This is a genomic window from Streptomyces sp. NPDC006798, assembly GCF_040635975.1.
Lineage (GTDB): Bacteria > Actinomycetota > Actinomycetes > Streptomycetales > Streptomycetaceae > Streptomyces.
In genome coordinates, this window is record NZ_JBEYIS010000007.1 from 45,968 (window position 1) to 69,858 (window position 23,891).

At 72.0% G+C, this 23,891-nt stretch carries 20 protein-coding genes, 1 other RNA gene and 1 pseudogene; 19 read left to right on the top strand and 3 right to left on the bottom strand.

Going from position 1 to position 23,891, the window contains the following annotated elements:
* Positions 1 to 65 precede the first annotated feature (65 nt).
* The 12 genes and pseudogenes from ABZ714_RS06490 (at position 66) to ABZ714_RS06545 (ending at position 13,361) form a co-directional block, all read left to right on the top strand.
* A complete protein-coding gene (locus ABZ714_RS06490; protein WP_358824016.1) occupies positions 66 to 1,232 on the top strand; it encodes a S41 family peptidase in 1,167 nt (388 codons plus the stop codon).
* An 18-nt stretch (positions 1,233 to 1,250) separates the two neighbouring features.
* Positions 1,251 to 1,742 carry an SsrA-binding protein SmpB gene (gene smpB / locus ABZ714_RS06495; protein WP_358824017.1) on the top strand — a complete coding sequence of 164 codons (492 nt, stop codon included), beginning with the start codon at positions 1,251 to 1,253 and terminating at the stop codon, positions 1,740 to 1,742.
* A 194-nt stretch (positions 1,743 to 1,936) separates the two neighbouring features.
* Positions 1,937 to 2,331: a transfer-messenger RNA gene (gene ssrA, locus ABZ714_RS06500) on the top strand.
* Between the two features lie 112 nt (positions 2,332 to 2,443).
* The gene (locus tag ABZ714_RS06505; RefSeq protein ID WP_358824018.1) at positions 2,444 to 3,100 is read left to right on the top strand and encodes a disulfide bond formation protein DsbA; all 657 of its coding nucleotides are present in this window, start codon (positions 2,444 to 2,446) and stop codon (positions 3,098 to 3,100) included.
* A gap of 153 nt (positions 3,101 to 3,253) precedes the next feature.
* Positions 3,254 to 4,576: a serine hydrolase domain-containing protein gene (locus tag ABZ714_RS06510; RefSeq protein WP_358824019.1), complete on the top strand. Its 1,323-nt coding sequence runs from the start codon at positions 3,254 to 3,256 to the stop codon at positions 4,574 to 4,576.
* An 817-nt stretch (positions 4,577 to 5,393) separates the two neighbouring features.
* Entirely contained in the window at positions 5,394 to 6,071 is a 678-nt protein-coding gene (locus ABZ714_RS06515) for a CGNR zinc finger domain-containing protein (RefSeq protein ID WP_358824020.1), read from the top strand.
* A 506-nt stretch (positions 6,072 to 6,577) separates the two neighbouring features.
* Positions 6,578 to 7,171 (top strand): sigma-70 family RNA polymerase sigma factor, encoded by a 594-nt coding sequence (locus ABZ714_RS06520; RefSeq protein WP_358824021.1) that lies wholly within the window; start codon positions 6,578 to 6,580, stop codon positions 7,169 to 7,171.
* Positions 7,168 to 7,353 (top strand): annotated as a pseudogene (locus ABZ714_RS06525) (zf-HC2 domain-containing protein); the annotation flags it as partial. The gene ABZ714_RS06520 and the pseudogene ABZ714_RS06525, both read left to right, overlap by 4 nt.
* A gap of 102 nt (positions 7,354 to 7,455) precedes the next feature.
* On the top strand, positions 7,456 to 8,160 hold the full coding sequence (locus tag ABZ714_RS06530) for a hypothetical protein (RefSeq protein WP_358824145.1): 705 nt from the start codon (positions 7,456 to 7,458) through the stop codon (positions 8,158 to 8,160).
* Between the two features lie 302 nt (positions 8,161 to 8,462).
* Positions 8,463 to 10,787 (top strand): UvrD-helicase domain-containing protein, encoded by a 2,325-nt coding sequence (locus ABZ714_RS06535; protein WP_358824022.1) that lies wholly within the window; start codon positions 8,463 to 8,465, stop codon positions 10,785 to 10,787.
* A 501-nt stretch (positions 10,788 to 11,288) separates the two neighbouring features.
* Entirely contained in the window at positions 11,289 to 12,716 is a 1,428-nt protein-coding gene (locus ABZ714_RS06540) for an NAD-dependent malic enzyme (RefSeq protein ID WP_358824023.1), read from the top strand.
* A 363-nt stretch (positions 12,717 to 13,079) separates the two neighbouring features.
* Entirely contained in the window at positions 13,080 to 13,361 is a 282-nt protein-coding gene (locus ABZ714_RS06545; protein WP_004571953.1) for an HU family DNA-binding protein, read from the top strand.
* Between the two features lie 211 nt (positions 13,362 to 13,572).
* Here ABZ714_RS06545 and murA read toward each other — a convergent pair whose 3' ends face one another.
* Positions 13,573 to 14,916: a UDP-N-acetylglucosamine 1-carboxyvinyltransferase gene (gene murA, locus ABZ714_RS06550; RefSeq protein ID WP_358824024.1), complete on the bottom strand. Its 1,344-nt coding sequence runs from the start codon at positions 14,914 to 14,916 to the stop codon at positions 13,573 to 13,575.
* Between the two features lie 262 nt (positions 14,917 to 15,178).
* On the opposite strand from murA, the gene ABZ714_RS06555 reads away from it, so the two are divergent.
* A complete protein-coding gene (locus ABZ714_RS06555; protein ID WP_358824025.1) occupies positions 15,179 to 15,739 on the top strand; it encodes a YqgE/AlgH family protein in 561 nt (186 codons plus the stop codon).
* Positions 15,740 to 16,283: 544 nt separating this feature from the next.
* Here ABZ714_RS06555 and ABZ714_RS06560 read toward each other — a convergent pair.
* Together ABZ714_RS06560 and ABZ714_RS06565 are read right to left on the bottom strand one after the other, a co-directional pair.
* Positions 16,284 to 16,973, bottom strand: coding sequence for a response regulator transcription factor (locus ABZ714_RS06560; RefSeq protein WP_358824026.1), 690 nt, complete (start codon positions 16,971 to 16,973; stop codon positions 16,284 to 16,286).
* The gene (locus ABZ714_RS06565; RefSeq protein ID WP_358824027.1) at positions 16,970 to 18,193 is read right to left on the bottom strand and encodes a histidine kinase; all 1,224 of its coding nucleotides are present in this window, start codon (positions 18,191 to 18,193) and stop codon (positions 16,970 to 16,972) included. The genes ABZ714_RS06560 and ABZ714_RS06565 overlap by 4 nt, the downstream gene beginning before the upstream one ends.
* A 109-nt stretch (positions 18,194 to 18,302) precedes the next feature.
* On the opposite strand from ABZ714_RS06565, the gene ABZ714_RS06570 reads away from it, so the two are divergent.
* The 6 genes from ABZ714_RS06570 (at position 18,303) to ABZ714_RS06595 (ending at position 23,854) form a co-directional block, all read left to right on the top strand.
* Positions 18,303 to 19,055, top strand: a complete 753-nt coding sequence (locus ABZ714_RS06570) for an ATP-binding cassette domain-containing protein (protein ID WP_358824028.1) — start codon at positions 18,303 to 18,305, stop codon at positions 19,053 to 19,055.
* On the top strand, positions 19,052 to 19,825 hold the full coding sequence (locus ABZ714_RS06575; protein ID WP_358824029.1) for an ABC transporter permease: 774 nt from the start codon (positions 19,052 to 19,054) through the stop codon (positions 19,823 to 19,825). Before ABZ714_RS06570 ends, ABZ714_RS06575 begins: the two co-directional genes overlap by 4 nt.
* Positions 19,826 to 20,075: 250 nt before the next feature.
* Positions 20,076 to 20,357: a DUF3039 domain-containing protein gene (locus tag ABZ714_RS06580; RefSeq protein WP_358824030.1), complete on the top strand. Its 282-nt coding sequence runs from the start codon at positions 20,076 to 20,078 to the stop codon at positions 20,355 to 20,357.
* 264 nt (positions 20,358 to 20,621) lie between these two features.
* Positions 20,622 to 21,920 carry an extracellular solute-binding protein gene (locus tag ABZ714_RS06585; protein WP_358824031.1) on the top strand — a complete coding sequence of 433 codons (1,299 nt, stop codon included), beginning with the start codon at positions 20,622 to 20,624 and terminating at the stop codon, positions 21,918 to 21,920.
* A gap of 33 nt (positions 21,921 to 21,953) precedes the next feature.
* A complete protein-coding gene (locus ABZ714_RS06590) occupies positions 21,954 to 22,949 on the top strand; it encodes a sugar ABC transporter permease (protein WP_358824032.1) in 996 nt (331 codons plus the stop codon).
* A 77-nt stretch (positions 22,950 to 23,026) separates the two neighbouring features.
* Positions 23,027 to 23,854, top strand: a complete 828-nt coding sequence (locus tag ABZ714_RS06595; RefSeq protein WP_358824146.1) for a carbohydrate ABC transporter permease — start codon at positions 23,027 to 23,029, stop codon at positions 23,852 to 23,854.
* Positions 23,855 to 23,891 lie beyond the last annotated feature (37 nt).

Genomic DNA, 23,891 nt, shown 5'->3' on the forward strand with positions numbered 1-23,891 from the left:
TCCACCCCGGGCGCCGTGCGGGCAACGACCGTACGGCACCCGAGGCTTGTCCTAGACTCGGGCCCATGCCGGGCCCTGAGTTCCGCCCTCGGCCCCGCCGCTCCCGCCGCGGGGCGGCCCTGACTTTGGTCTTCGCCGGGGTGCTGGCCACCGGCGCCGTGACCGACGCGCTGCCGGTCGACCGGCCCGCCGACGACCACCGCCCACTGGCCGCGGGACCCGCCGGGGCGACCGTGGACCCCGATGCCGTGGCCCGGGCCGCGGCCGACGCGGTGGCCGAGGGCGGCTCCGGTACGAAGGCGGCCCGGGAGGTCGTCAGCCGCAGCGGCGACCGGTGGGGCGCGGTCTACGACCGGGACGAGTACGCCAGGTTCCAGCAGAGCCTCGACGGCGAGTACACCGGGGTCGGGCTCCGGGCGAAGCGTTCCGCCGACGGCCGGGTGGAGGTCGCCCGGGTCCGGCCCGGCGGCCCGGCCGAGCGGGCCGGGATCCGGGCCGGCGACCGGCTGCGGACCATCGGCGGGCGCTCCGTCGACGGCCGCCCGGTCACCGAGATCGTCGCCCTGCTGCGGGGCGACGAGCGGACGGACGTCACCCTCGGCCTCGAACGCGGCGGCCGGGCGTGGACCGAGCGGCTGGTCCGTACGACCCTGTCGGCGGAGTCCGTGACGGTCGAGCGGCTCGCGGGCGGCGCGGTGAAGATCCGGGTGTCCTCGTTCACCCGGGGGACCGGCGAGCGGGTGAAGGACGCCGTGGCCGAGGCGCCCGACGGCGCCGGGGTACTGCTCGATCTCCGCGGCAACAGCGGCGGGCTGATCACCGAGGCCGTGACGGCCGCCTCCGCCTTCCTCGACGGCGGCCTGGTCGCCACCTACGACGTGGACGGCGAGCAGCACGCCCTGTACGCGGAGCCCGGCGGCGACACCGGCCGGCCGGTGGTCGCCCTGGTCGACGGGGGCACGATGAGCGCCGCCGAAATGGTCACCGGCGCCCTGAAGGACCGTGGCCGGGCCGTCACCGTCGGTACCCGGACGTTCGGCAAGGGGTCGGTCCAGATGCCCAGACCGCTGCTGGACGGCTCGGTGGCCGAGCTGACCGTGGGGCACTACCGCACGCCCGAGGGGCACCAGGTCGACGGCCGGGGCATCGTGCCCGATCTGACCCCGGCGGACGGCGAGGACGCCGAGGAGCGGGCCGAGACGGTATTGAGTGGCCTCGGGGCGGGGTCGTAGTGCGAAAATGACGGCACTATGGCTAAGGAAAAAGGGCGCAAGCTGATCGCGCAGAACAAGAAGGCGCGGCACGACTATCACATCATCGACACCTATGAGTGCGGTCTGGTGCTCACCGGTACCGAGGTGAAGTCGCTGCGCCAGGGGCGGGCGTCCCTGGCGGACGGGTTCGTCCAGATCGACGGACACGAGGCGTGGCTGCACAACGTGCACGTACCCGAGTACTCGCAGGGGACCTGGACCAACCACTCGGCGCGGCGGAAGCGGAAGCTGCTGATGCACCGGGCGGAGATCGACAAGCTGGAGTCCAAGGCGCAGGAGTCGGGGCATACGGTCGTACCGCTCGCCCTGTACTTCAAGGACGGCCGGGCCAAGGTGGAGATCGCCCTGGCGCGGGGCAAGAAGGAGTACGACAAGCGGCAGACGCTGCGGGAGCGGCAGGACCGGCGCGAGACGGACAAGGCGATCTCGGCGGCGCGGCGGCGGCAGCGGGCGCAGGAGCCCCGCTAGGGCCTCCCTGTCGGACCTCGCCGGACCTCTCGCCGGGGCTCGCGTTCCGGCGCGGCGCCGCTGCGGCTCCGGCGCGGAACGGGGTGCCGGGGAATGCGCTGGCACCGGATCGTGTTGGTCCCGTACGATGGGAACGTCCCTCGGTGAGGGGCGAGCCGACGGGCTGCCGTCGGTACTGCTTGAAAATTCAACATGGGGATGATCGGTTTCGACAGCGGATGTCGAGGCAGGGGAAGCGAGCCGAGGAAGCGGCAATGATCTCGTAAACCATATGTCGCAAACAATAATCGCCAATTCCAAGCGCGATAACTCCGAAGCCTTCGCCCTCGCTGCCTGATAAGCAGTAGAGACGAAACTTCACTTATGGAGCGTCAGCCCGGGGGTGTTCCCGACCCGGACCCTGGCGTCAACTAGGGAACTCAACCTCTAGACCCGGTCACGGGGTCAAGAGGAACAACCAACAGTGACTGAGCCCGTCGGAGACTTGTCCGTGTGATCTCCGGGGCCGAGAAAATCGCAGCGGACTGCGCTCGGAGAAGCCCTGGTTCCGCACCGTTGGACGCGGGTTCGATTCCCGCCATCTCCACTCATCCCATGTGAGGCGAAGGCCCGGCTGTCAGCGACAGCCGGGCCTTTGTCATGCGGTCGGAGCGTTTCCGGCGACCCGTGACGGCGGTCGGCGGGCGGCCTACCGTGGAGCGGTGGATGTGGACTTCTGGTTCGACCCCGTATGCCCCTACACCTATCTCACCTCCCGCTGGCTCCGGGAAGCCGCCGCCGTACGGCCCCTCTCCGTCCGGTGGCGGGTGATGAGCCTCGCCGTACTCAATGAACACCGCGACGACGACCCCGAAGGCGACTGGGGCGAATATCTGTGGGCGCCGGTCCGGGTCTGCGCGGCCGTCGAGCGCCGGTACGGCTCCGACGCGCTGGGCGCCTTCCTCGGCGAACTCGGCGCCGCCTTCCATCTCGACGGCGAGTGGGACGCGATCCCAGGCGCCCTGGAGCGGGCCGGGCTGCCGCCCGGAGCGGCGGACACCGCCTGGACCACCGAGTACGACGACGCCGTACGAGCCTCGCACGCCGAGGCCGTCGCCCTCGTCGGCACCGACGTCGGCACCCCCGTCCTGGGCGTCCCCGGCCCCGGCGGATCCGGTGGCCCGGGCGAATCCGGCGGCCTGAGCGGTCCCGGCGGCGGCCGGATCGGGCTCTTCGGTCCGGTGGTCTCGCCCGTACCCACCGGGGAGGCGGCCGGGCGGCTCTGGGACGGCTTTCTGCTGCTGGCGTCCGTACCGGGCTTCCAGGAGATCAAGCGGACCCGGACGGAGTCCGCGCCCCGGCTCGACGGGCTGCGCTGACCGGCCGGCCACCGCCGGGAGGCGTCCGGAGTACGGGACATGACGGGAGTTCACCCCCGCCGGTGCACCTCTTCCGGCGGATCGCCGTCTATAGCTGGTGACGGTGGCGTGTCAGCGCCGCCGCCTCCAGAACCAAGGACGGAGAAAGACCACATGGTCTCAGCCAAGGTGAGCAGGGGAACCGCGGCCGGCGCCGCACTGCTGTCGCTGTGCGCGGTCCTCGTACCCGTGCAGTCGGCGGTCGCGGCGCCCGGGTCGCCCGGGTCGCCCGGTGCGGCCGGTGCTCCCGGCTCGGCGGGCGCGGGCGGTACGGGTACGGGGGCGAGCGCGCCCCGTACGGCGGCCGCGCCCCTGACCGCCCCCGACCCCGTCGCCCTGCGGTCCGCGCTCAAGGCGGCCCTCGCCAACGGCGCGCCCGGCGCGATGGCCCGGATCGACGACGGCATCGGCGTACTCCGGCAGGTCGAGGGCATCGGGGACCGCGACACCGGACGCGCCATCAACACCGCCGACCGGTTCCGGATCGGCAGCGTCAGCAAGACCTTCTCCGCCGTCGTCCTGCTCCAGCTCGTGGACGAGGGCGCGCTGGCGCTCGACGCGCCCGTGAACGACTACCTCCCCGGGCTGATCGACCCCCGGATCACGGTCCGCCATCTGCTGAGCCACCGCACCGGGCTCTACGACTACACCAACGACATGTTCGCCGCGACGGTGCCCGGCTTCGAATCCGTCCGCAACCGGGTCTTCAGCTACCGGGAACTGCTCGATCTCTCCCTCGCGAAGCCGCCGACGGTCACGCCGGGGACGACGTACTCCTACTCCAACACCAACTTCGTCGTCGCGGGCATGCTGATCGAGAAGCTGACGGGGACGGACGTCGGGACGGCGTACGAGCGGCGGATCATCGACCGCCTCGACCTCGACGACACGTTCTACGTCCACCCGGACACCGCGATCCCCGGCCGCCACGTCAAGGGCTACCTCCGGCCCGACGAGGCCGGGGCGCCGCTCGTCGACTCCACCCGGCAGACCGCGTCCTGGGCGCAGAGCGCGGGCGCCGTGATCTCCAGCACCCGTGATCTGAACACCTTTATGTCGGCGCTGATGAAGGGCCGGCTGACCTCGGCGGCGGCGCTCGCGGAGATGCGGACCTGGACGCCGGTCAACTCCACCCAGGGGTACGGGCTGGGGCTGCGGCGCCGCGATCTGTCGTGCGGGGTGTCCGTGTACGGGCACACCGGGACCGTGCAGGGGTACTACACCTTCGCCTTCGCGTCGGGAGACGGGAGGCGGGCGATCACGGCGGTGGCGAACACGTCCAACACGGGGGCGGTGCTGAATACGCTGCCGAGGACGCTGGAGGCGGCGTTCTGCGGTCCTGCGGCGCCCGCGACGGCGTCGGCGGCGCGTTCGGGCGCGCCCGAGCGGGTGGAGCGCCACGAGGACATCGCGCCGGGGCGGGCGGTTCCGCGGTAAGCCCACCGGGACGGCGCCGCGTTTCTCGGCGCGGCGCCGTCGTCGCTTGTCGCGCAGTTCCCCGAGCCCCTGAGTATCCGGGCAGCGCCCGGCAGCCTGATGCCGTCGGCGGCCTGCGGCCCGCCTGTGGCTGTTCGCGCAGTTCCGCCCCCTGAGCCTTGGGCGATGGGGCCCCCAGCGCCTTGGCCCTCCGGCCGAGGCCCACGCCACCCGCCCAGCCGGGCGAATGTCGTCGGGCGACCGCGCGCCGTCCGTGGCTTGTCGCGCAGTTCCCCGCGCCCCTAGGGCGTGTCTGGCGGATCTTGCTGGGCTCGCGTGCCCTGGCACCGCGCCTCGCCGCGTTGTCGTCGGTCGCCTACGGCCCCCTGCGCCTGGCGGCGCGGGTGGGGGCACCTCCCGGGCGGAGCCCAGGGGGCGTACCCCCACCGCGTGGACTCCCTCCTCCGCCTTGCGATCCACGGCACCAGACCCCGCTCGCTGATCCAGCCTGATCCGTCAGACACGCCCTAAATGCTGTCCACAGCCCCGCCCTGACAAGGGCACCCCCCCGGTAAAAGGGGGCCGCCTCTTACCAAGGGCGGCGAGAAGGGCAACCAGGGGCGCGGGGAACTGCGCGGACGGCCACAGGCGGGCTGAAGGCCGCCGACAACCGGTGGTCGCCGGGCGCGGGCCGGGTAGCGGCGCTCACCCGGAGGGCCAAGGCGCGGTCCTTGGGGAGAACCACCGAGAGACGCGGCGCGCGGGGTGTTTTCGGGGCGGGAGGGTAGGAGCACTCTGGGAGCGAGACCCGTGGCGAGCCCGAGGTGGTGACAGGGGCATGGCGGCACAGGCAGCGGACCCGTTGTGGTCGGCCGACGGACGCGACCCGGAGGCGCCCGATCCATATTTTTGGCGTTTTGACAGCGGGAGGATCTGTCTGGACCTCGTCGCCACCGCCGAACCCGCCCCCGGCGGCGGGCCGGTGGACGAGCCGCTCGCCGGGGACGGGCGGCTGCGGCGCTGGCTGGTCGGGGCCCGGCTGGTGCCGCCGGGGACCCCGCTGCCCGCCGACTGTCCCCGCTGGGTGGAGCGGTTCGCCGAACTCCGCGGCTATCTCGCCCAGGTGGTGCGCGCCGAGATCGAGGGGTGGGGCGAGGGCGGCGGGCGTACCTCCGTCGACACCGCCCTCGACCGGGTGAACGCGCTGGCCGCCGGGGCGCCCCCGGCGGTGCGGGCGGTACGGGATCCGAGCGGGACCCTGGTGCGGGCGGTGACCCGGACCCCCGATTGCGCCGAACTCCTCGCCGCCGTCGCCCGGGACGCCGTAGAGCTGCTGACCGACCCGGCGGCCCGGCGGCTGCTGCGGCAGTGCGAGGGCGAGAGCTGCCGGAGGGTGTATGTGGACACCTCGCGCGGCAGCCGCCGCCGCTGGTGTTCGAGCGAGACCTGCGGCAACCGGGAGCGGGTCGCCAGACACCGGCGGCGGGCCGCCGAGGCGGCCCTCGCCCGGACCTGAGATCCGCCGACGCGGACATCCGCCGCCCGGGAGACCCGGGGAGCCTCCCGAGCCGGAGCCGGAGACCAGGCATGCCGAGGGACCCCGGGAAGCCGAGAGACTCCGGGATGTCGAGGGAGCCGAGCAGCCCGGGGACCCGAGAATGCGGTGGACCCGGGAAGCCGAGGAGCCGGATTCCTGGATATCCGGATATCTGGACATCCGGGAATCCGGGAATCCGGAAAAACCGGAAATTCGAAGACTGTTCGTGGATGCGTTGAACCGTTTCGTGGCCCGGCACGTAAAACGGGGTGAACCCGGCGCCGGGGCGGTTCCGCGGCCGCCCGCCGGGCCGGTGTGAAATCACTGTTACGACCATGGAAATGAGTGGGGAAAGGAGGGCGAACGGGGCGTTTTCTCAGGCTGGTCGGAAGTTTTTCCGGTCGCTTTGAATGCCGAGGCGTCTTCGTCCGTAAAGGACGGGGACAGCAGTCAGCCGAAGCCATGTCAAGGTCTCGACCGGGAGGTTGCAGGTGCGCAAAGATGCCGCCGTGGCCGATGACCGTCCGCAGAGGGCTCGCCATCGCAGCACGCCGCCGTACCAGTTCTCCGCCGTCCCCGACGAGGAGTTGGTACGGGCGCTCTACCGCGAACACGCGGGACCTCTGCTCGCCTATGTATTGCGTCTCGTCGCCGGTGACCGCCAGCGCGCCGAGGACGTGGTGCAGGAGACGCTCATCCGTGCCTGGAAGAACGCCGGTCAGCTCAATCGCGCTACCGGCTCCGTCCGACCCTGGCTGGTGACGGTCGCCCGGCGCATCGTCATCGACGGCCACCGCAGCCGGCAGGCCCGGCCGCAGGAGGTCGACCCGTCGCCGCTGGAGGTCATGCCCGCGGAGGACGAGATAGACAAGGCGTTGTGGCTGATGACGCTCTCGGACGCACTGGACGACTTGACACCCGCGCACCGGGAAGTACTTCTGGAGACCTACTTCAAGGGCCGGACGGTCAACGAGGCGGCGGAAACGCTCGGCATTCCCAGTGGGACGGTCCGCTCGCGGGTGTTCTACGCATTGCGTTCGATGAAACTCGCGTTGGAGGAAAGGGGGGTCACAGCATGACCATGCGGGGGCAGGGCTCGATTCACGACGCCGTGGGGGCGTATGTGCTCGGAGTCCTGGACGACGCGGACATGTCCGCGTTCGAGGTGCATCTGGCGGGATGCGACATCTGTGCCGGACGGCTGGAGGAGTTCTCCTGTCTGGAGCCGATGCTGGCCATGCTGGCCGAGGCCCCGGTGCCGCCCGCGACCACGCCCTCGCCCCCTCCCGGTTCACGCTGTTCGCCTCACTCCCCTTATTCCCCGCATTCCCCTCACGCCCCTCACGCCCCTCACTCTTCGGGATTGCCCTATTCACCCGGCCCGGTCCGGTCCTCCGGTTCGGCCCGTTCGTATCGGCCCGGCGCCGGTCCCGGCGCCCGTGGAGTGCCGGGGCGGGAGGGTCCGCCCGGCCGGGCACCGGGGGCACCGGGCGCGGGGGCCCATCCGCTGCCGGGTCCGCCCGGGCCCCGGGCGCTCGACGGACTCCTCGGCCAGGTGGCCGCCGCCCGGTCGGCCCGGCGCAGGCGCGGTACGTATCTGGTGGCCGCGGCGGCCGCGCTGATCGTGGCGGCCCCGGTGGTGACGTATCTGATCGCCGACGGCGGGGGACAGCCGTACGACCGTACGGGGCCGCTGCCGATGGCCCTCTCCGAGCACGTGCTGCTGGCGGAGATGCGGGACAAGGTCCGGGCGACCGATCCGACGACCCTGGTGTCGGCGACCGTCGGAATGGAGCGGAAGGGCTGGGGGACCCGGACCGTCCTGGAGCTGAAGGGCGTCAAGGGCCCGCTGAAGTGCAATCTGGTCGCCGTCTCCAAGACCGGCGAGGAGGAGGTCGTCACGTCCTGGTCGGTGCCCGCGTGGGGGTACGGCATCCCGGACGGGCCGACCGGCGCGTCGAAGAACCCGCTGTACGTGCACGGCGGCGCGGCGATGGACCGCGAGGAGATCGACCGGTTCGAGGTACGGACCTTCGGCAATCAGAAACTGGTCGAGATCGACGCCTGACCCCGCCTGACAGACGGCCCCCCTTCGCGTACGGTTGACGGCTGCCCAGTGCACGTCAGAAGGGGGCCTCGGTGGCCAGGCACAACGCCGCTGCGGACACGGCCGACGGTTCGGCCGGAGACACGGTTCGGGGACCGGCCGGTGGACCGTCGGCCGACTCCGCCCGGGAATCAGCCGGGGAAAAGGCCCGGGAATCAGCTGGAGAATCGGCCCGGGAACCGGCCGGGGACCCGGCCGGTGGACCGGCGGCCGATTCCGTCCGCGATCGGGAGATCGCCGTCGAACAGGTACACCTCGACCGGGTGTACGTACGCCTTGAGGAGAAGATCCACGAGGCGGAGTTCCTGATGCACGACGCGGCCCGGCTCGGCCAGGTCGGCACGCCCGGCGCGCTGGCCGAGCGGGACGCCCAGGTCTTCCGGGCCGGAGTGCATCTCAACCGGTTGCACGCCGAGTACGAGGACTTCCTCTTCGGCCGGATCGACCTGCTGTACGGCAAGGACGGCAAACGGGGTCCCGACGGCGCCTACACCTCGGTGGAGCCCGCGGACGACGCCGTACGCCCCGACAACACCGCCGATATCGGCGAGACCCTGCACATCGGCCGGATGGGGGTACTCGACGAGGAGTACGCGCCGCTGGTGATCGACTGGCGGGCCCCGGCCGCCGCGCCCTTCTACCGCTCCACGCCCGTCGACCCGGGCCGGGTCGTCCGCCGCCGGGTGATCCGCTCCAAGGGGCGGCGGGTGCTCGGCGTCGAGGACGACCTGATGCGCCCCGAGCTGACCGCGAGCCTCGACGGCCGGGAGCTGGCGGTGATCGGCGACGGTGCCCTGATGGCGGCGCTCGGCCGGTCCCGCGGCCATACGATGCGCGACATCGTCTCCTCCATCCAGGCCGAGCAGGACCTGGTCATCCGGGCGCCCGCCGCGTCGGTCACCCATGTGGAGGGCGGCCCCGGCACCGGCAAGACGGCGGTGGCCCTGCACCGGGCCGCCTATCTGCTCTACCAGGACCGCCGCCGGTACGCGGGCGGGATCCTGATCGTCTCCCCGACGCCGCTGCTCGTCGCCTACACGGAGGGCGTACTGCCGTCCCTGGGCGAGGAGGGGCAGGTCGCGATCCGGGCGGTCGGCCATCTGGTCGACGGCGCGGAGGCGACGGCCTACGACACCCCGGCCGTGGCCCGGATCAAGGGCTCGTCGCGGATGCTGCAGGTGCTCAGGAAGGCCGCCCGGGGCGCGCTGGAGCTGCCGCCGCCGCCCGCGACGCGCGGGCAGCTCGCCCTCGGCGACGACGACGGCGACGAGGGCGGCGCCGACGCGGCGAAGCCGCCCGTACGGACCGATCTGCTGCGGGTCGTCGCCTTCGGGCGGCGGATCGAACTGGAGGCGGCCGAGCTGCGCCGGATCCGGCAGACCGTGCTCGGCGGCACCGCCCCGGTCAATCTGCTGCGGCCCCGGGCCCGGCGGCTGCTGCTGGACGCGCTCTACGCCCGCTCCGGCTCGGCGAGCCGGCACGCGGACCCCGAGCTGGCGGCCGAGCTGCGGTCCTCCTTCGACGAGGACGTCACGTCCGAGGACGCCTTCACCGGCTTCCTCGACGCCTGGTGGCCCGAGCTGACGCCGCGGGCCGTGCTGGCGGCGATGGCCGACGAGCGGCGGCTCGGCCGCTGGGCCCGCCGGGTGCTGACCCCGGGCGAGGTCCGGGCGACGGCCCGCTCCCTGCGGCGGATCGGCCGGGACGGCTCCGGGCCGCTGTCGGTGCACGACGTGGCCCTGCTGGACGAGCTGAACACCCTGCTGGGCACCCCGGCCCGGCCGAAGCGGAAGCGGGAGTACGACCCGCTGGACCAGCTCACCGGCCTGGAGGAGCTGATGCCACGGCGCGAGGAGACCCAGCGGGAGCGGGCCGAGCGGCTGGCGGCGGAGCGTACCGAGTACGCGCATGTCATCGTCGACGAGGCGCAGGACGTGACGCCCATGCAGTGGCGGATGATCGGCCGCCGGGGGCGGCACGCGACCTGGACGGTGGTGGGCGACCCGGCGCAGTCGTCGTGGCCCGAGCCGGAGGACGCGGCCGAGGCCCGGGACGAGGCGCTGGGCAGCCGGCCGAGGCGGCGGTTCGAGCTGACCGTGAACTACCGCAACCCGGCGGAGATCGCCGAGCTGGCGGCGAAGGTGCTGGCCCGGGCGATGCCGGGGGCGACCTCGCCGACCGCGGTCCGTTCGACGGGCGTGGTGCCCCGGTTCGCTCCGGCCGGGGGCGGCGGCGGTGACGGCGGCGGTACGGGACTGGGCGCGACGGTCCGGGCGGAGGCCGAGCGGCTGCTGGCCCGGGTCGACGGCACCGTCGGTGTGGTGGTCGCGATGGACCGCCGCGAGGAGGCCGCGGGCTGGCTGGCCGGACTGGGCGACCGGGTGGTGGCCCTCGGGTCCCTGGAGGCGAAGGGCCTGGAGTACGACGCGTCGATCGTGGTGGCGCCCGCCGAGATCGCGGGCGCCGACGAGACCGGGCTGCGGGTGCTCTACGTGGCCCTGACCCGGGCGACCCGGGAGCTGACCGTGGTCACCACGGCGGCGGACGGGCCGGACGGGGCGGGGGTGCCGGAGCTGCTGCGGGACTGACCCGGAGCCGGGTGGGCGTACGGATTCCGCCGGTCGGGGCCCGGTGGGCGTACGGGCGCGGTCCGTACGGGGCAACCCGCCTGCGAACCAAGAACAGTTTGTTAGCCTTGGGGTTGGCACCGGCCCGATCCAAGCCCCCGGGCCCAACCTTCGTCGCTTCGAGCGACCACTTGCCGCGAGGCGAGCATGGCGGGCCGGTGTCACTCAGCGCAGAACCGTCGGCATAGGGCGGTATACATCTATGCACGTCGGATCGGGTCCGTGTCCCCTCGGGGCGCGGGCCCGATCTTGTTCAGGGGCGGCCTCCGCGAGCGGTCCACGACCCCGCTGACCTGAGGTTTTTCTCGTATCGTGGAATTAGATTTCCAGAAACAATACGACCACTATTACCTGCTACCCGCAGGTAGGTGCGACCATCGGGAGTGCGCCGCCGTAGCCCAGCCGAAGCGCCGGGCCGCGGCGGTGGAGCGAAAGAGCTAGGGAAAGCAGAGGGATCCGGCCATGGCAACGGCGCCAAGCGTCTCGTACTCGATGACGGTCAGGCTGGAGGTGCCCGCGAGCGGAACCGCGGTCTCCCAGCTCACCACGGCGGTGGAGTCCTCCGGTGGATCCGTCACCGGCCTCGACGTCACCGCCTCCGGGCACGAAAAGCTCCGGATCGACGTCACCATCGCGGCCTCCTCCACCGCGCACGCCGACGAGATCGTCGAGGGGCTGCGCGCCATCGAGGGAGTCGTCCTCGGCAAGGTCTCCGACCGGACCTTCCTGATGCACCTCGGCGGCAAGATCGAGATGCAGTCCAAGCACCCCATCCGCAACCGTGACGACCTCTCGATGATCTACACCCCGGGCGTCGCCCGGGTCTGTATGGCCATCGCGGAGAACCCCGAGGACGCCCGCAGGCTCACCATCAAGCGGAACTCCGTCGCCGTGGTCACCGACGGCTCCGCCGTACTCGGCCTCGGCAATATCGGCCCCAAGGCCGCCCTGCCCGTGATGGAGGGCAAGGCCGCCCTCTTCAAGCGGTTCGCCGGGATCGACGCCTGGCCCCTCTGCCTGGACACCCAGGACACCGACGAGATCGTCGCGATCGTCAAGGCCATCGCGCCCGGTTTCGCCGGGATCAACCTGGAGGACATCTCGGCGCCCCGCTGCTTCGAGATCGAGGCCCGGCTGCGCGAGGCCCTCGACATCCCCGTCTTCCACGACGACCAGCACGGCACCGCCATCGTGGTGCTGGCCGCCCTGACCAACGCGCTGCGCGTGGTCGGCAAGGCCGTCTCGGACGTACGGGTCGTCATGTCCGGTGCCGGGGCCGCCGGTACGGCGATCCTGAAGCTGCTGATCGCGGCCGGGGTCAAGCACGCCGTCGTCGCCGACATCCACGGTGTGGTGCACGCCGACCGCGCCGACCTGGTCGACGCGGCCCCGGGTACGCCGCTCCGCTGGATCGCCGACAACACCAACCCCGAGGGCGTCACCGGCACCCTGAAGCAGGCCGTGGCCGGGGCCGATGTCTTCATCGGCGTCTCGGCGCCCAACCTCCTCGGCGCCGAGGACGTCTCCGCGATGGCCGAGGACGCGATCGTGTTCGCGCTCGCGAACCCGGACCCGGAGGTCGACCCCGGGGTCGCCCGCCGTACCGCCGCGGTGGTCGCCACCGGCCGCTCCGACTTCCCCAACCAGATCAACAACGTACTGGTCTTCCCGGGAGTCTTCCGCGGTCTGCTGGACGCCCAGTCGCGGACCGTCAACACGGAGATGATGCTGGCCGCGGCGACCGCCCTGGCCGATGTCGTCACCGAGGACGAGCTGAACCCGAACTACATCATCCCCTCGGTCTTCAACGACAAGGTCGCCGGAGCCGTCGCGGGCGCCGTCCGGACCGCCGCCAAGGCCGCGGCGGCCGATGTGACCCCCACCACCTGACCCCTACCACCCCCGCCTGACCTCGGCTCCCGGCGCGTCGTGGAACACGCCGCGCCCGCCGCCGATCTAGGGTGGCCGGAACCACGGGCCCGCGCGGCTGCGTTGTGTCCCCGCCGTGTCGACGGAACGTCACCACGGCGGGGCGGTGGCGCTTTTCGTGTGATCCGGGAGGGTGCCGGATTGGCGTTCCCGCCATTGGTGGAGGCAGGATGCTGCTCCGAGGACCTGCGTCCCTGGGGAGATTCCACCGGACAGGGCGGGGTCAGCTGACTGACCCCCTGACCGGGGGAGTGTCAGAGGGCCCTGGCAGCATCGGCTTCGATCTCACGCCTCACAGGCAAGAAGAAACACGGGAGTAAGAACATGAACCGCAGTGAGCTGGTGGCCGCGCTGGCCGACCGCGCCGAGGTGACCCGCAAGGACGCCGACGCCGTGCTGGCCGCCCTCGCCGAGACCGTCGGTGAGGTCGTCGCCAAGGGCGACGAGAAGGTCACCATCCCCGGCTTCCTGACCTTCGAGCGCACCCACCGTGCCGCTCGCACCGCGCGCAACCCGCAGACGGGCGACCCCATCCAGATCCCCGCGGGTTACAGCGTCAAGGTCTCGGCGGGCTCGAAGCTGAAGGAAGCGGCCAAGGGCAAGTAACCCTTCGGCCGGATCACGGCCGTACCGCCGTACGGCGGAGCGCGGTCGCCGGACAGCGACGAGGGCGGTCACCATTCGATGGTGACCGCCCTCGTGTCGTTCCAGCCGGAGCCGATCCGGAGCCGGAGCCGATCCGGAGCCGGAGCCGATCCGGTGGGACCAGGACCGGCGGCCGGGGCGCGGGCATGCGCCCCGGGGCCGTAGCGGCCGGTTACAGAGCCGTGCCCGCGGCGGGCAGCTCGACCTTCGCGCCCAGGTCCGCGAGCTTCCGCATGAAGTTCTCGTAACCCCGGTTGATCAGATCGATCCCGTGCACCCGGGACGTCCCCTGGGCCGCCAGGGCCGCGATCAGATACGAGAAGCCGCCCCGCAGATCGGGGATGACCAGATCGGCGCCCTGGAGCTTCGTGGGGCCCGACACGACCGCCGAGTGCAGGAAGTTCCGCTGGCCGAAGCGGCAGTCGGAGCCGCCCAGGCACTCCCGGTAGAGCTGGATGTGCGCGCCCATCTGGTTGAGCGCCGAGGTGAAGCCCAGCCGGGACTCGTAGACCGTCTCGTGGACGATGGAGAGCCCGGACGCCTGGGTCAGCGCCACCACCAGCGGCTGCTGCCAGTCGGTCTGGAAACCGGGGTGGACGTCCGTCTCCAGGGCGATGGCGCTGAGCGAGCCGCCCGGATGCCAGAAGCGGATGCCCTCGTCGTCGATCTCGAACGCGCCGCCGACCTTGCGGTAGGTGTTGAGGAACGTCATCATCGACCGCTGCTGGGCGCCCCGGACGTAGATGTCGCCCTCGGTCGCCAGCGCCGCCGACGCCCACGACGCGGCCTCCAGCCGGTCCGGCAGCGCGCGGTGGGTGTAGCCGCCGAGCCGGTCGACACCGGTGATCCGGATCGTCCGGTCGGTGTCCATCGAGATGATGGCGCCCATCTTCTGCAGAACGCAGATCAGGTCCTCGATCTCGGGCTCGACCGCCGCGTTGGAGAGCTCCGTCACGCCCTCGGCGAGGACCGCCGTCAGCAGCACCTGCTCGGTCGAGCCGACCGAGGGGTACGGCAGCCGGATCTTGCAGCCGCGCAGCCGCTGCGGGGCCTCCAGGTACTGGCCGCCGTCCCGCCGCTCGATCTTCGCGCCGAACTGCCGCAGCACGTCGAAGTGGAAGTCGATCGGCCGGCCGCCGATGTCGCAGCCGCCGAGACCCGGGATGAAGGCATGGCCCAGCCGGTGCAGCAGCGGGCCGCAGAAGAGGATCGGGATCCGCGACGAGCCCGCGTGCGCGTCGATGTCGGCGACATTCGCCGACTCCACGTGCGTCGGGTCGAGAACCAGCTCACCCGGCTCCTCACCCGGCCGGACGGTGACCCCGTGCAGTTGGAGGAGCCCGCGCACCACCCGCACATCGCGGATGTCGGGCACATTGCGCAGTCTGCTCGGCTCACTGCCGAGGAGCGCGGCGACCATCGCCTTCGGCACCAGGTTCTTGGCGCCGCGGACGCGGATCTCGCCCTCCAGCGGAGTTCCGCCGTGGACAAGCAGTACATCGTCTGTGCCGGTCATGAATCTCGCGTTCCGGAGTGGTCGGGCAGGGGGCCAGAGAAAAGGGTAAGGGGCCGGGGGCCGTGCCCCGTCAGGGCGGGGAGGGGGTAGAGGGTCATGATTTCGGTACAGCACACAGGGTGCCCGGGGCCGCGCGCAGCGTGACCGCCGATCCGGGCGGGATCCCGGCGCCGATCCCGACCGGTTCCGGGCCGGGATCCGCTCGGGGCCCGACCGGGGGGCCGGGTCCCGCCGCGCGGCCCGATGCGGGATCATTGCTCGCATGACCGAGGCGTCCTCGCTCACGGGGCGACTGCTCGTCGCCACCCCCGCCCTCGCGGACCCGAACTTCGACCGGGCGGTCGTCCTGCTGCTCGACCACGACGACGAAGGCTCGCTCGGCGTGGTCCTCAACCGGCCGACCCCGGTCGGCGTCGGCGACATCCTCCAGCCCTGGGAAGCGCTCGCCGGGGAGCCCGGCGTCGTCTTCCAGGGCGGCCCCGTCTCCCTCGACTCCGCCCTCGGCGTCGCCGTCATCCCCGGCGACGAGGGCCCCCTCGGCTGGCGGCGGGTGTACGGGGCGATCGGCCTCGTCGACCTGGAGACACCCCCCGAACTCCTCGGCGCCGCCCTCGGCAGCCTCCGGATCTTCGCCGGCTACGCGGGCTGGGGCCCCGGCCAGTTGGAGACCGAACTCGACGAGGGCGCGTGGTACGTCGTCGAATCCGAACCGGGCGACGTGTCGTCGCCGCGGCCGGAGGCGCTGTGGCGGGCGGTGCTGCGGCGCCAGCGCAGTGAGCTGGCGATGTTCGCGACGTACCCCGACGACCCGTCACTGAACTGACCCCCCCCGCCCGGGCCGCGGCTTCCCGGCCCGCGCGCGGTTTGTGGCTGATCGCGCAGTTCCCCGCGCCCTACGCCTTCGGCCATGGGGGGACCCCCAGCGCCCTGGCCCTCCGGGTGAGCGCCACAACCCGGGCCGCGCCCGGCGGCCTGATCTTTTCTGCGGTCTGCGGACCGTCTGTGGCTGGTCGCGCAGTTCCCCGCGCCCCTGGTTGCCCTCCTGACCGCCCCTTACCAAAGGCGGGGTCTCCAAGGCCGGGAACCCTTTCAGGCACGGTGCTGGGGGAGAGCATTCAGGGGGCGGAACTGCGCGACAAGCCCACGACGGCGCGCGGTCGCCCGACAGGCATCCACCCGGCTGGGCGGGTGGCGTGGGCCTCACCTGGAGAGCCAAGGCGCTGGGGGTCCCCCCATCGCCGAAGGCATAGGGGGCGGAACTGCGCGAACAGCCCACGACGGCGCGCGGTCGCCCGACAACACCCGCCCGGCTGGGCGGACCGCACGGGGCAGCGGCCCTTCGGGCGGGCGGCCCCCGGCGCGGGGGGCTACCCCGGGGTGCCCGGGGTGACGAGGCCGGACTCGTACGCGGCGATCACCAGCTGAGCCCTGTCCCGCGCCGCGAACTTCGTCAGGAGGTGGCTGACGTGAGTCTTGACCGTGGAGACCCCGACGTGGAGCCGTAGCGCGATCTCCCGGTTGCTGAGGCCGCGCGCCACCAGGCCGAGGACGTCCCGTTCGCGGCCGGTCAGCCGGTCGAGGCCGCCGGGTGAGGGGTTCCCGGGGCCGGGGCGGGCGGCGAATTCGGCGATCAGGCGGCGGGTGACCGCGGGGGCGATCAGCGCGTCGCCCGCCGCGACGACCCGGATCGCGGTGAGGAGTTCGGCGGGCGGGGTGTCCTTGAGGAGGAAGCCGCTCGCCCCGGCGCGGAGCGCCCCGTACACGTAGGCGTCCAGGTCGAACATGGTCAGCATCAGGACCCGGGTGGCGGCGGTCGCCGGGTCGGCGCAGAGCCGCCGGGTGGCTTCGATGCCGTCGGTGCCGGGCATCCGGACGTCCATCAGGACCACGTCGGGCCGGGTCTCGGCGGCCAGCCGGACGGCCTCTTCGCCGTCGGCGGCCTCACCGACGGCGGTCAGGCCGGGTTCGGCGTCGACCAGGAGCCGCAGGCTGGACCTGAGCAGGGCCTGGTCGTCGGCGACGAGTACCCGTACGGCCGTCTCGCCGGGTGTGTTCACGCGTTCCGTTTCCGTTCCGTTCGTACGGGTGCGGCCGGGGGTTCGTCGGCGGCGTACGGCAGCTCCGCGCGGACCGTGAAGCCGCCGCCGGGCCGGGGGGCGGCGGTGAGGACGCCTCCGTAGACGGCGGCCCGTTCCCGCATTCCGGCGATGCCGTGGCCGTCGGGCGCGGGCGGGCGCGGCGGTCCGTCGTCCTCGATCAGGAGGAGTACGGAGTCGCCGGTGGCGCGGGCGGTGATCCGGCAGGGGGTGCCGGGGCCCGCGTGCCGCAGGACGTTGGTCAGGGCTTCCTGGACGATCCGGTAGACGGTGACACCCATTCCGGCCGGGAGCCCGTCGAGTCCCTCGGTGGTGAGCGCCGCCCCGGCACGGCGGGCCAGGGCGGGCAGTCCGGCGGTCCCGGGGACGGGGGCGAGTGCGGCGGGGACCCGTTCGCCGGTGGCGGGGGAGCGCAGGACGCCCAGCATGTGGCGGAGTTCGGTGAGGGCGCCCCGGCCGGTGGCCTCGATCACCCGGAGCGCGTCGTGGGCCTCCTCGGGGCGGCTGCGGACGACGTGGTTGGCGACTCCGGCCCGGACCACGATCAGTCCGATGGAGTGGGTGACGACGTCGTGCAGTTCGCGGGCGATCCGGAGCCGTTCGTCGGCGACGGCCCGCTGGGCGAGCTGGTGGGCCGTACGGACGGCGAAGGCCCGGCGCTCGTACGCGGCCCGGCCCAGCTCCCAGGCGCCGAGCAGGGCGGCGCAGCCGAGGACGAGCAGTCCGAGGCCGCCGGACCACCAGTCGTCGGGGCCGGTGTGGAGCGGGACCAGCAGGGCGCAGCCGCCGACGGCGAGGATCGCGAGGCCGGGCAGCCACCGCCGCCACCAGGGGGTGCGGATTCCCTCGGCGGCGACCGTGTAGAGCGCGAGGGCGGCCGGGAGGAAGGGGTCGCGGACGGTGTCGGTCAGGATCCCGGCGCAGGTCGCGGCGAAGACGGTGGCGAAGACGGGGAGGGGCCGGTGGCGGCGGGCCACCACGGGCAGGGCCGTGGCGAGGAGCAGCAGCAGGGCGACGGGTCCGGGGACCAGCGGCGGCCGGCCGCCGTCCGTGGTTCCGGTGGCGGCGGTCAGCAGCAGATATCCGGCCACCGCGACCGCGTCCCGGATCACCAGCCGTCGCCCGGGCCCCCGTTCCGGCTCCCGTTCCGGCCCTTGTCCGGGCCGTCCCTCGGCAGTCATGTCCCGAACGTAGCCGCCGGGCGGGGCCGCGCGCCTCCGTCCCGGGACGGAGAAGGGCCGCTCGGTCCCGGGCCTGACGCGCCGGGCCGGGGCCGGGGTTCACGGTGGGGTGGTGACCACGGACATCTCTCTCGACATCGCGCGGCTGACCAGGCGCCGCGGCCCGGTGACCGTCGTGGACGGTCTGACCTTCCGGGCGGAGCCCGGCCGGGTGACCGGTTTCCTCGGACCCAACGGCGCGGGCAAGTCCACGACTCTGCGGACCGTGCTCGGCCTGGAGCGGGCGGACGCGGGTACGGCCCTCTTCGGCGGGGTGCCGTACGCGTCGCTGCCCCGGCCGCTGCGGACGGTGGGCGCCCTGCTGGAGGCCCGGTCGGCGCATCCGGGCCGGACCGGGCGGGCCCATCTGCGGTTTCTCGCCCGGACGCACCGGATCCCGGACTCCCGGGTCGACGCGGTCCTCGACCAGGTGGGGCTCACGGATGCGGCCGGGAAGCGGACCGGGACGTACTCCCTCGGGATGGGGCAGCGGCTGGGCATCGCCGCCGCCCTGCTCGGCGATCCGCCCGTACTGCTGCTGGACGAACCGGTGAACGGGCTCGATCCGGAGGGCATCGTCCGGCTCCGCGGGCTGATGCGGCGCTGGGCCGCCGAGGGCCGTACGGTGCTGGTCTCCTCGCATCTGATGGGTGAGGCGGCGCTGACCGTGGACGACGTGGTGGTCGTGGCGCGCGGGCGGCTGGTGGCCCGGGGGCCGGTCGGCGAGGTCGTACGGGCGCACGCGGGCCCCGGCGGATCGCTGGAGGAGGCGTTCATCCGGCTGACGGCGGGCGCGTCCGCCGGGACGGGGGCCGGACGGTGACCGGGCGCGAGGCGTCGTTCGCGCCGGCCGCGTCGGCCGAGTGGCTGAAGCTGCGGACCCTGCGCTCCACCTGGTGGACGCTGGCGGCGGCCGTAGTGCTCACCACGGGCGTCGCCCTGCTGTACGGCGCGACGGTCGGGAGGAACGCGGCGGACTTCCGGGACCCGGAGTTCGATCCGGTGCTGTTCGGTTTCGCGGGGGTCTCGATCAGCCAGCTGACGGTGGTGTTCCTGGGGGTGGCGGTGGCCGGCGGGGAGCATGCCACCGGGCAGATCCGGGCATCGCTGACGGCCGTCCCGGACCGGACGGTGTTCTGGTTCGCGAAGCTGTCGGTGCTGACGGCGGTCCTGGCGGCGGTGGCGCTGCCGACGGCCTTCGCCGCGTTCTTCACCGCCCAGGGGGCGATGGGCGGGGAGCTGAACGTCGCCATCGGCGATCCGGGGGCGTTCCGGGCCGTGCTCGGCCTCGCGGTCCATCTGACCCTGCTGGGTGTGCTGTCGGCGGGGGTGGCGGGGGTGCTGCGCCGTCCGGTGGTGGCGCTCTCGGTCCTCGTACCGCTGTTCTTCATCGTGGGGGAGCTGCTGGCGTCGCTGCCGGGGATCGGTACGGTGGCCCGCTATCTGCCGCACATCGCCGGGACCCGGCTGATGGCGACGGTCCCGAACGAGCGGATCCCGTACGGTCCGGGGGCCGGGCTGCTGATCCTGCTGGCGTGGACGGCGGTCGCGGTCGCGGGCGGGCTCGCGGTGCTGCGGCGGCGGGACGCGTAGCCCGTACGAGACCGGGGCGTACGGTGCCGGTCCCGCGACGGCCGTACGGTGCCGGTCCCGCGACGGCCGTACGGAACCGGTTGCGCGGCGGGCCCTACGGGGCCGGGCGTACGGAGCCGTATCGAATCACCCGGAACCGGGTGCCCGCGGGCCGTCCGGAACCGGTCCCGGGACGGCTGTACGGAGCCGGGCGCACGGGTCCCGGCGGGCGGGGCGGTACCCCGCCCGGGCCCGGGTACCCTTGGAGTTCATGAGCACTCTTGAGCCCGATCGCGGGACAGGGACGGGAACCCTCGTAGAGCCGACGCCGCAGGTGTCGCACGGCGACGGCGATCACGAGCGCTTCGCCCATTACGTCCAGAAGGACAAGATCATGGCGAGCGCCCTCGACGGCACTCCCGTGGTCGCGCTGTGCGGGAAGGTCTGGGTGCCGGGGCGCGACCCCAAGAAGTACCCGGTCTGTCCGCTCTGCAAGGAGATCTACGAGTCCATGGGCCCGGGTGGCGACAAGGGCGGCAAGGACAAGAAGTAACGGGGTTCCATCCCCGCCGCCGTGACGGCGGTCATGACGGTGACGACGGTCCCCGGGGCGCGAAGGTTCGCGCCCCGGGGACCGTTTTGTTGTCCAGCGGGACATTTCTTTTGCGTTGCACAGGATGCTTCGCCCGGTCACAGAGTGGTTGAGACCACTTGTCGGGGCGTTTGAGCCGTTCTATGTTCACCGGGTGTTGTGCAGCACGAAACACGCGTTGCATATGTCGCAATGCGCTTCGCACTCTTTCCCGAGGGACCGCCAATGAAGCTCCGCTCCCGCATCGCCGTTCCGGTCACCGCACTCGTCCTCGCCGGCCTCACCGCCACCGCCTGCGCGCCCCAGACCTCCGACAACAGCTCCAAGAAGGACGAGAAGACCGGCACCCTGCGGGTCTGGCTCTTCCAGGAGGTCAACAACGACCCCAAGAAGAAGGTCGTCGACGAGGCGATAGCGTCCTTCACCCAGAAGAACAAGGACACCAAGGTCGAGGTGGAGTACATCCCCGTCGAGACCCGTGCCCAGCGGATCAAGGCGGCCTTCAACGACCCGAAGAGCGCGCCGGACGTCATCGAGTACGGCAACACCGACACCGCCGGATACGTCAAGGACGGCGGCCTGGCCGATGTGACCAAGGAGTTCGGCGAGTGGGCCGACGCCAAGGCCACCGACGCCACCGCCCGGCAGTCCGTCACCGTCGACGGCAAGATCTACGGCGCTCCCCTCTTCGTCGGCGTCCGCGCGCTCTACTACCGCACGGACGTCTTCAAGGAGCTGAACCTCAAGCCGCCGACCAGCCAGGACGAACTGGTCACCACGGCCAAGAAGATCCGCAAGGCCAAGCCGAACATGTACGGCATCGCCGTCGGCGGCGCCTACACCTACGGCGCCATGCCGTTCATCTGGGCCAACGGCGGCGAGATCGCCACCGAGGACGGCGGCAAGTACAAGGCCGCGATCAACAGCGCCGCCGCCCAGAAGGGCATCAGCACCTACACCTCCCTCTTCGGTGACGACAACTGTCCGGCCGCCAAGTGCGCCACCATGGGCGGCAACGCCACCGTGACCGCCTTCGCCTCCGGTACCGCCGCCATGGCGATCGGCGGCGACTTCAGCCACCAGGCCGTCGAGGCGGGCAGCGTCAAGGGCAAGTACGCGGTCGTCCCGCTGCCGGGCGCCAAGGCCGGAGACATCGCCCCCGCGTTCGCGGGCGGCAACAACATCGGCGTCCTCAAGAGCAGCCCCCGCCGCACCCTCGCGGTCGAGCTGATGAAGTCCTTCGCGGGCAAGGAGAGCCAGCGCAAGTTCTTCGACGCCATGGGCTTCCTGCCCACCTACACCGACGTCCGGACCGAGGTCGCCGCCAAGGAGCCCTTCGTCAAGCCGTTCGTCGACACCCTCGGCGCGGGCGCCAAGTTCGTCCCGGCCTCCCCGGGCTGGGGCCAGATCGACGCCTCCACCGTGCTGCCGACCATGTTCCAGGAGATCGTCAGCGGCAAGAAGAACGTCGAATCCGCCGCCAATGACGCCGCCAAGAAGATGGACGCGGCCTTCTCCGGCTGACCAAACCGGAACCGAACCGGAGAAAACACCGATATGACGCACGAAGCGACAGCGGAGCCGGGCGCGGTGAAGACCGCCGCCCCGGCCCCCGCCGGGAAGCGACCCGGCAGGGACGGTACGGCGCGCGGCGCGCGGCGGGGCCGCGGCGGGCGGCGCGGCAGCGGGTGGACACCCTGGCTGTATCTGCTGCCCGCCCTCGTCGTCCTCGCCGGGCTGCTGGTCTACCCGATCTACCAGCTCGGCCTGATCTCCTTCCTCGAATACACCCAGGCCCAGGTCAGTGGCGGCGAGCCGACCACCTTCGTGGGCTTCGGGAACTACCAGGAACTCTTCGCCGACCGGCAGTTCTGGGACGTCCTCATCGCGACGGTGGTCTTCGCCGCCGGATGTGTGATCGCCACTCTCGCCGTCGGCTGCGCCCTGGCCGTTCTGCTCACCCGGATCCGGGCGGTGCCCAGGCTGCTGCTGATGATGGCGGCCCTCGGCGCCTGGGCCACGCCCGCGATCACCGGCTCCACGGTCTGGGTCTTCCTCTTCGACCCGGACCACGGCCCGGTCAACCGGCTGCTGGGGCTCGGCGACTACTCGTGGACGTACGGGCGTTACAGCGCCTTCGCCCTCGTCCTCTTCGAGGTCGTCTGGTGCTCCTTCCCGTTCGTCATGGTGACCGTCTACGCGGGCATCAAGGCGATCCCCTCCGAGGTGCTGGAGGCGGCGTCGCTGGACGGGGCGTCCCAGTGGCGGATCTGGCGCACGATCATCGCGCCGATGCTCCGGCCCATTCTGGTGGTCGTCACCATCCAGTCGATCATCTGGGACTTCAAGGTCTTCACCCAGATCTATGTGATGACCACCGGCGGCGGAATCGCCGGACAGAATCTCGTGCTCAATGTGTACGCGTACCAGAAGGCGTTCGCCTCCTCGCAGTACAGCCTGGGCTCGGCCATCGGCGTGGTGATGCTGCTGATTCTGCTGGCCGTCACCCTCGTCTATCTGAGGCTCATGCGACGCCAGGGAGAAGAACTGTGAGCAGCACCGTGAACGCTCCCGCGAACGGATCGGAGAAGAAGGCCGGAGCCCCGGCTCCGGCCCGCCGCCGGGGCCCTCTGATCCGCCGTCCCTGGCGGCTCGCCGCCGAGATATCGGCCGTTCTGATCGCCGTCGTCGTGGCCTTTCCGCTGTACTGGATGGTGCTGTCGGCGTTCAAGCCGGCCGGTGAGATCCAGTCCACCGACGCGAAGCCGTGGACGCTGAACCCGTCCCTCGACTCGTTCCGGCGGGTGTTCGAACAGCAGGAATTCGGGCGCTATTTCCTCAACAGCCTGATGGTCGCCGGAACGGTCGTCCTGGCGTCCGCGCTGATCGCCTTCCTGGCGGCCACCGCGGTCACCCGCTTCCGCTTCAAGTTCCGTACCACCCTGCTCATCATGTTCCTGGTCGCGCAGATGGTCCCCATCGAGGCGCTGACCATTCCGATGTTCTTCCTGATGCGGGATCTGGGCCAGCTCAACACCCTGTGGTCGCTGATCCTGCCGCACATCGCGTTCTCCCTGCCGTTCGCGATCTGGATGCTCCGGGGATTCGTCAAGGCGGTCCCCGAGGCGCTGGAGGAAGCCGCCTACATCGACGGCGCGAGCCGCTCCCGCTTCCTGTGGCAGATCCTCTTCCCGCTGGTGTTCCCCGGCCTCGTGGCCACCAGCGTCTTCTCCTTCATCTCCACCTGGAACGACTTCCTCTTCGCCAAGTCGTTCATCATCAGCGACACCTCGCAGTCGACGCTGCCGATGGCGCTGCTGGTCTTCTTCAAACCCGATGAGAACGACTGGGGCGGAATCATGGCCGGGTCGACGGTGATGACCATTCCGGTCCTGATCTTCTTCGTCCTGGTCCAGCGGCGACTGGTCTCCGGACTGGGCGGCGCGGTCAAGGACTGAGCACCTGGAACCGGGCCGCCGCGCCGGAAGCGGTACG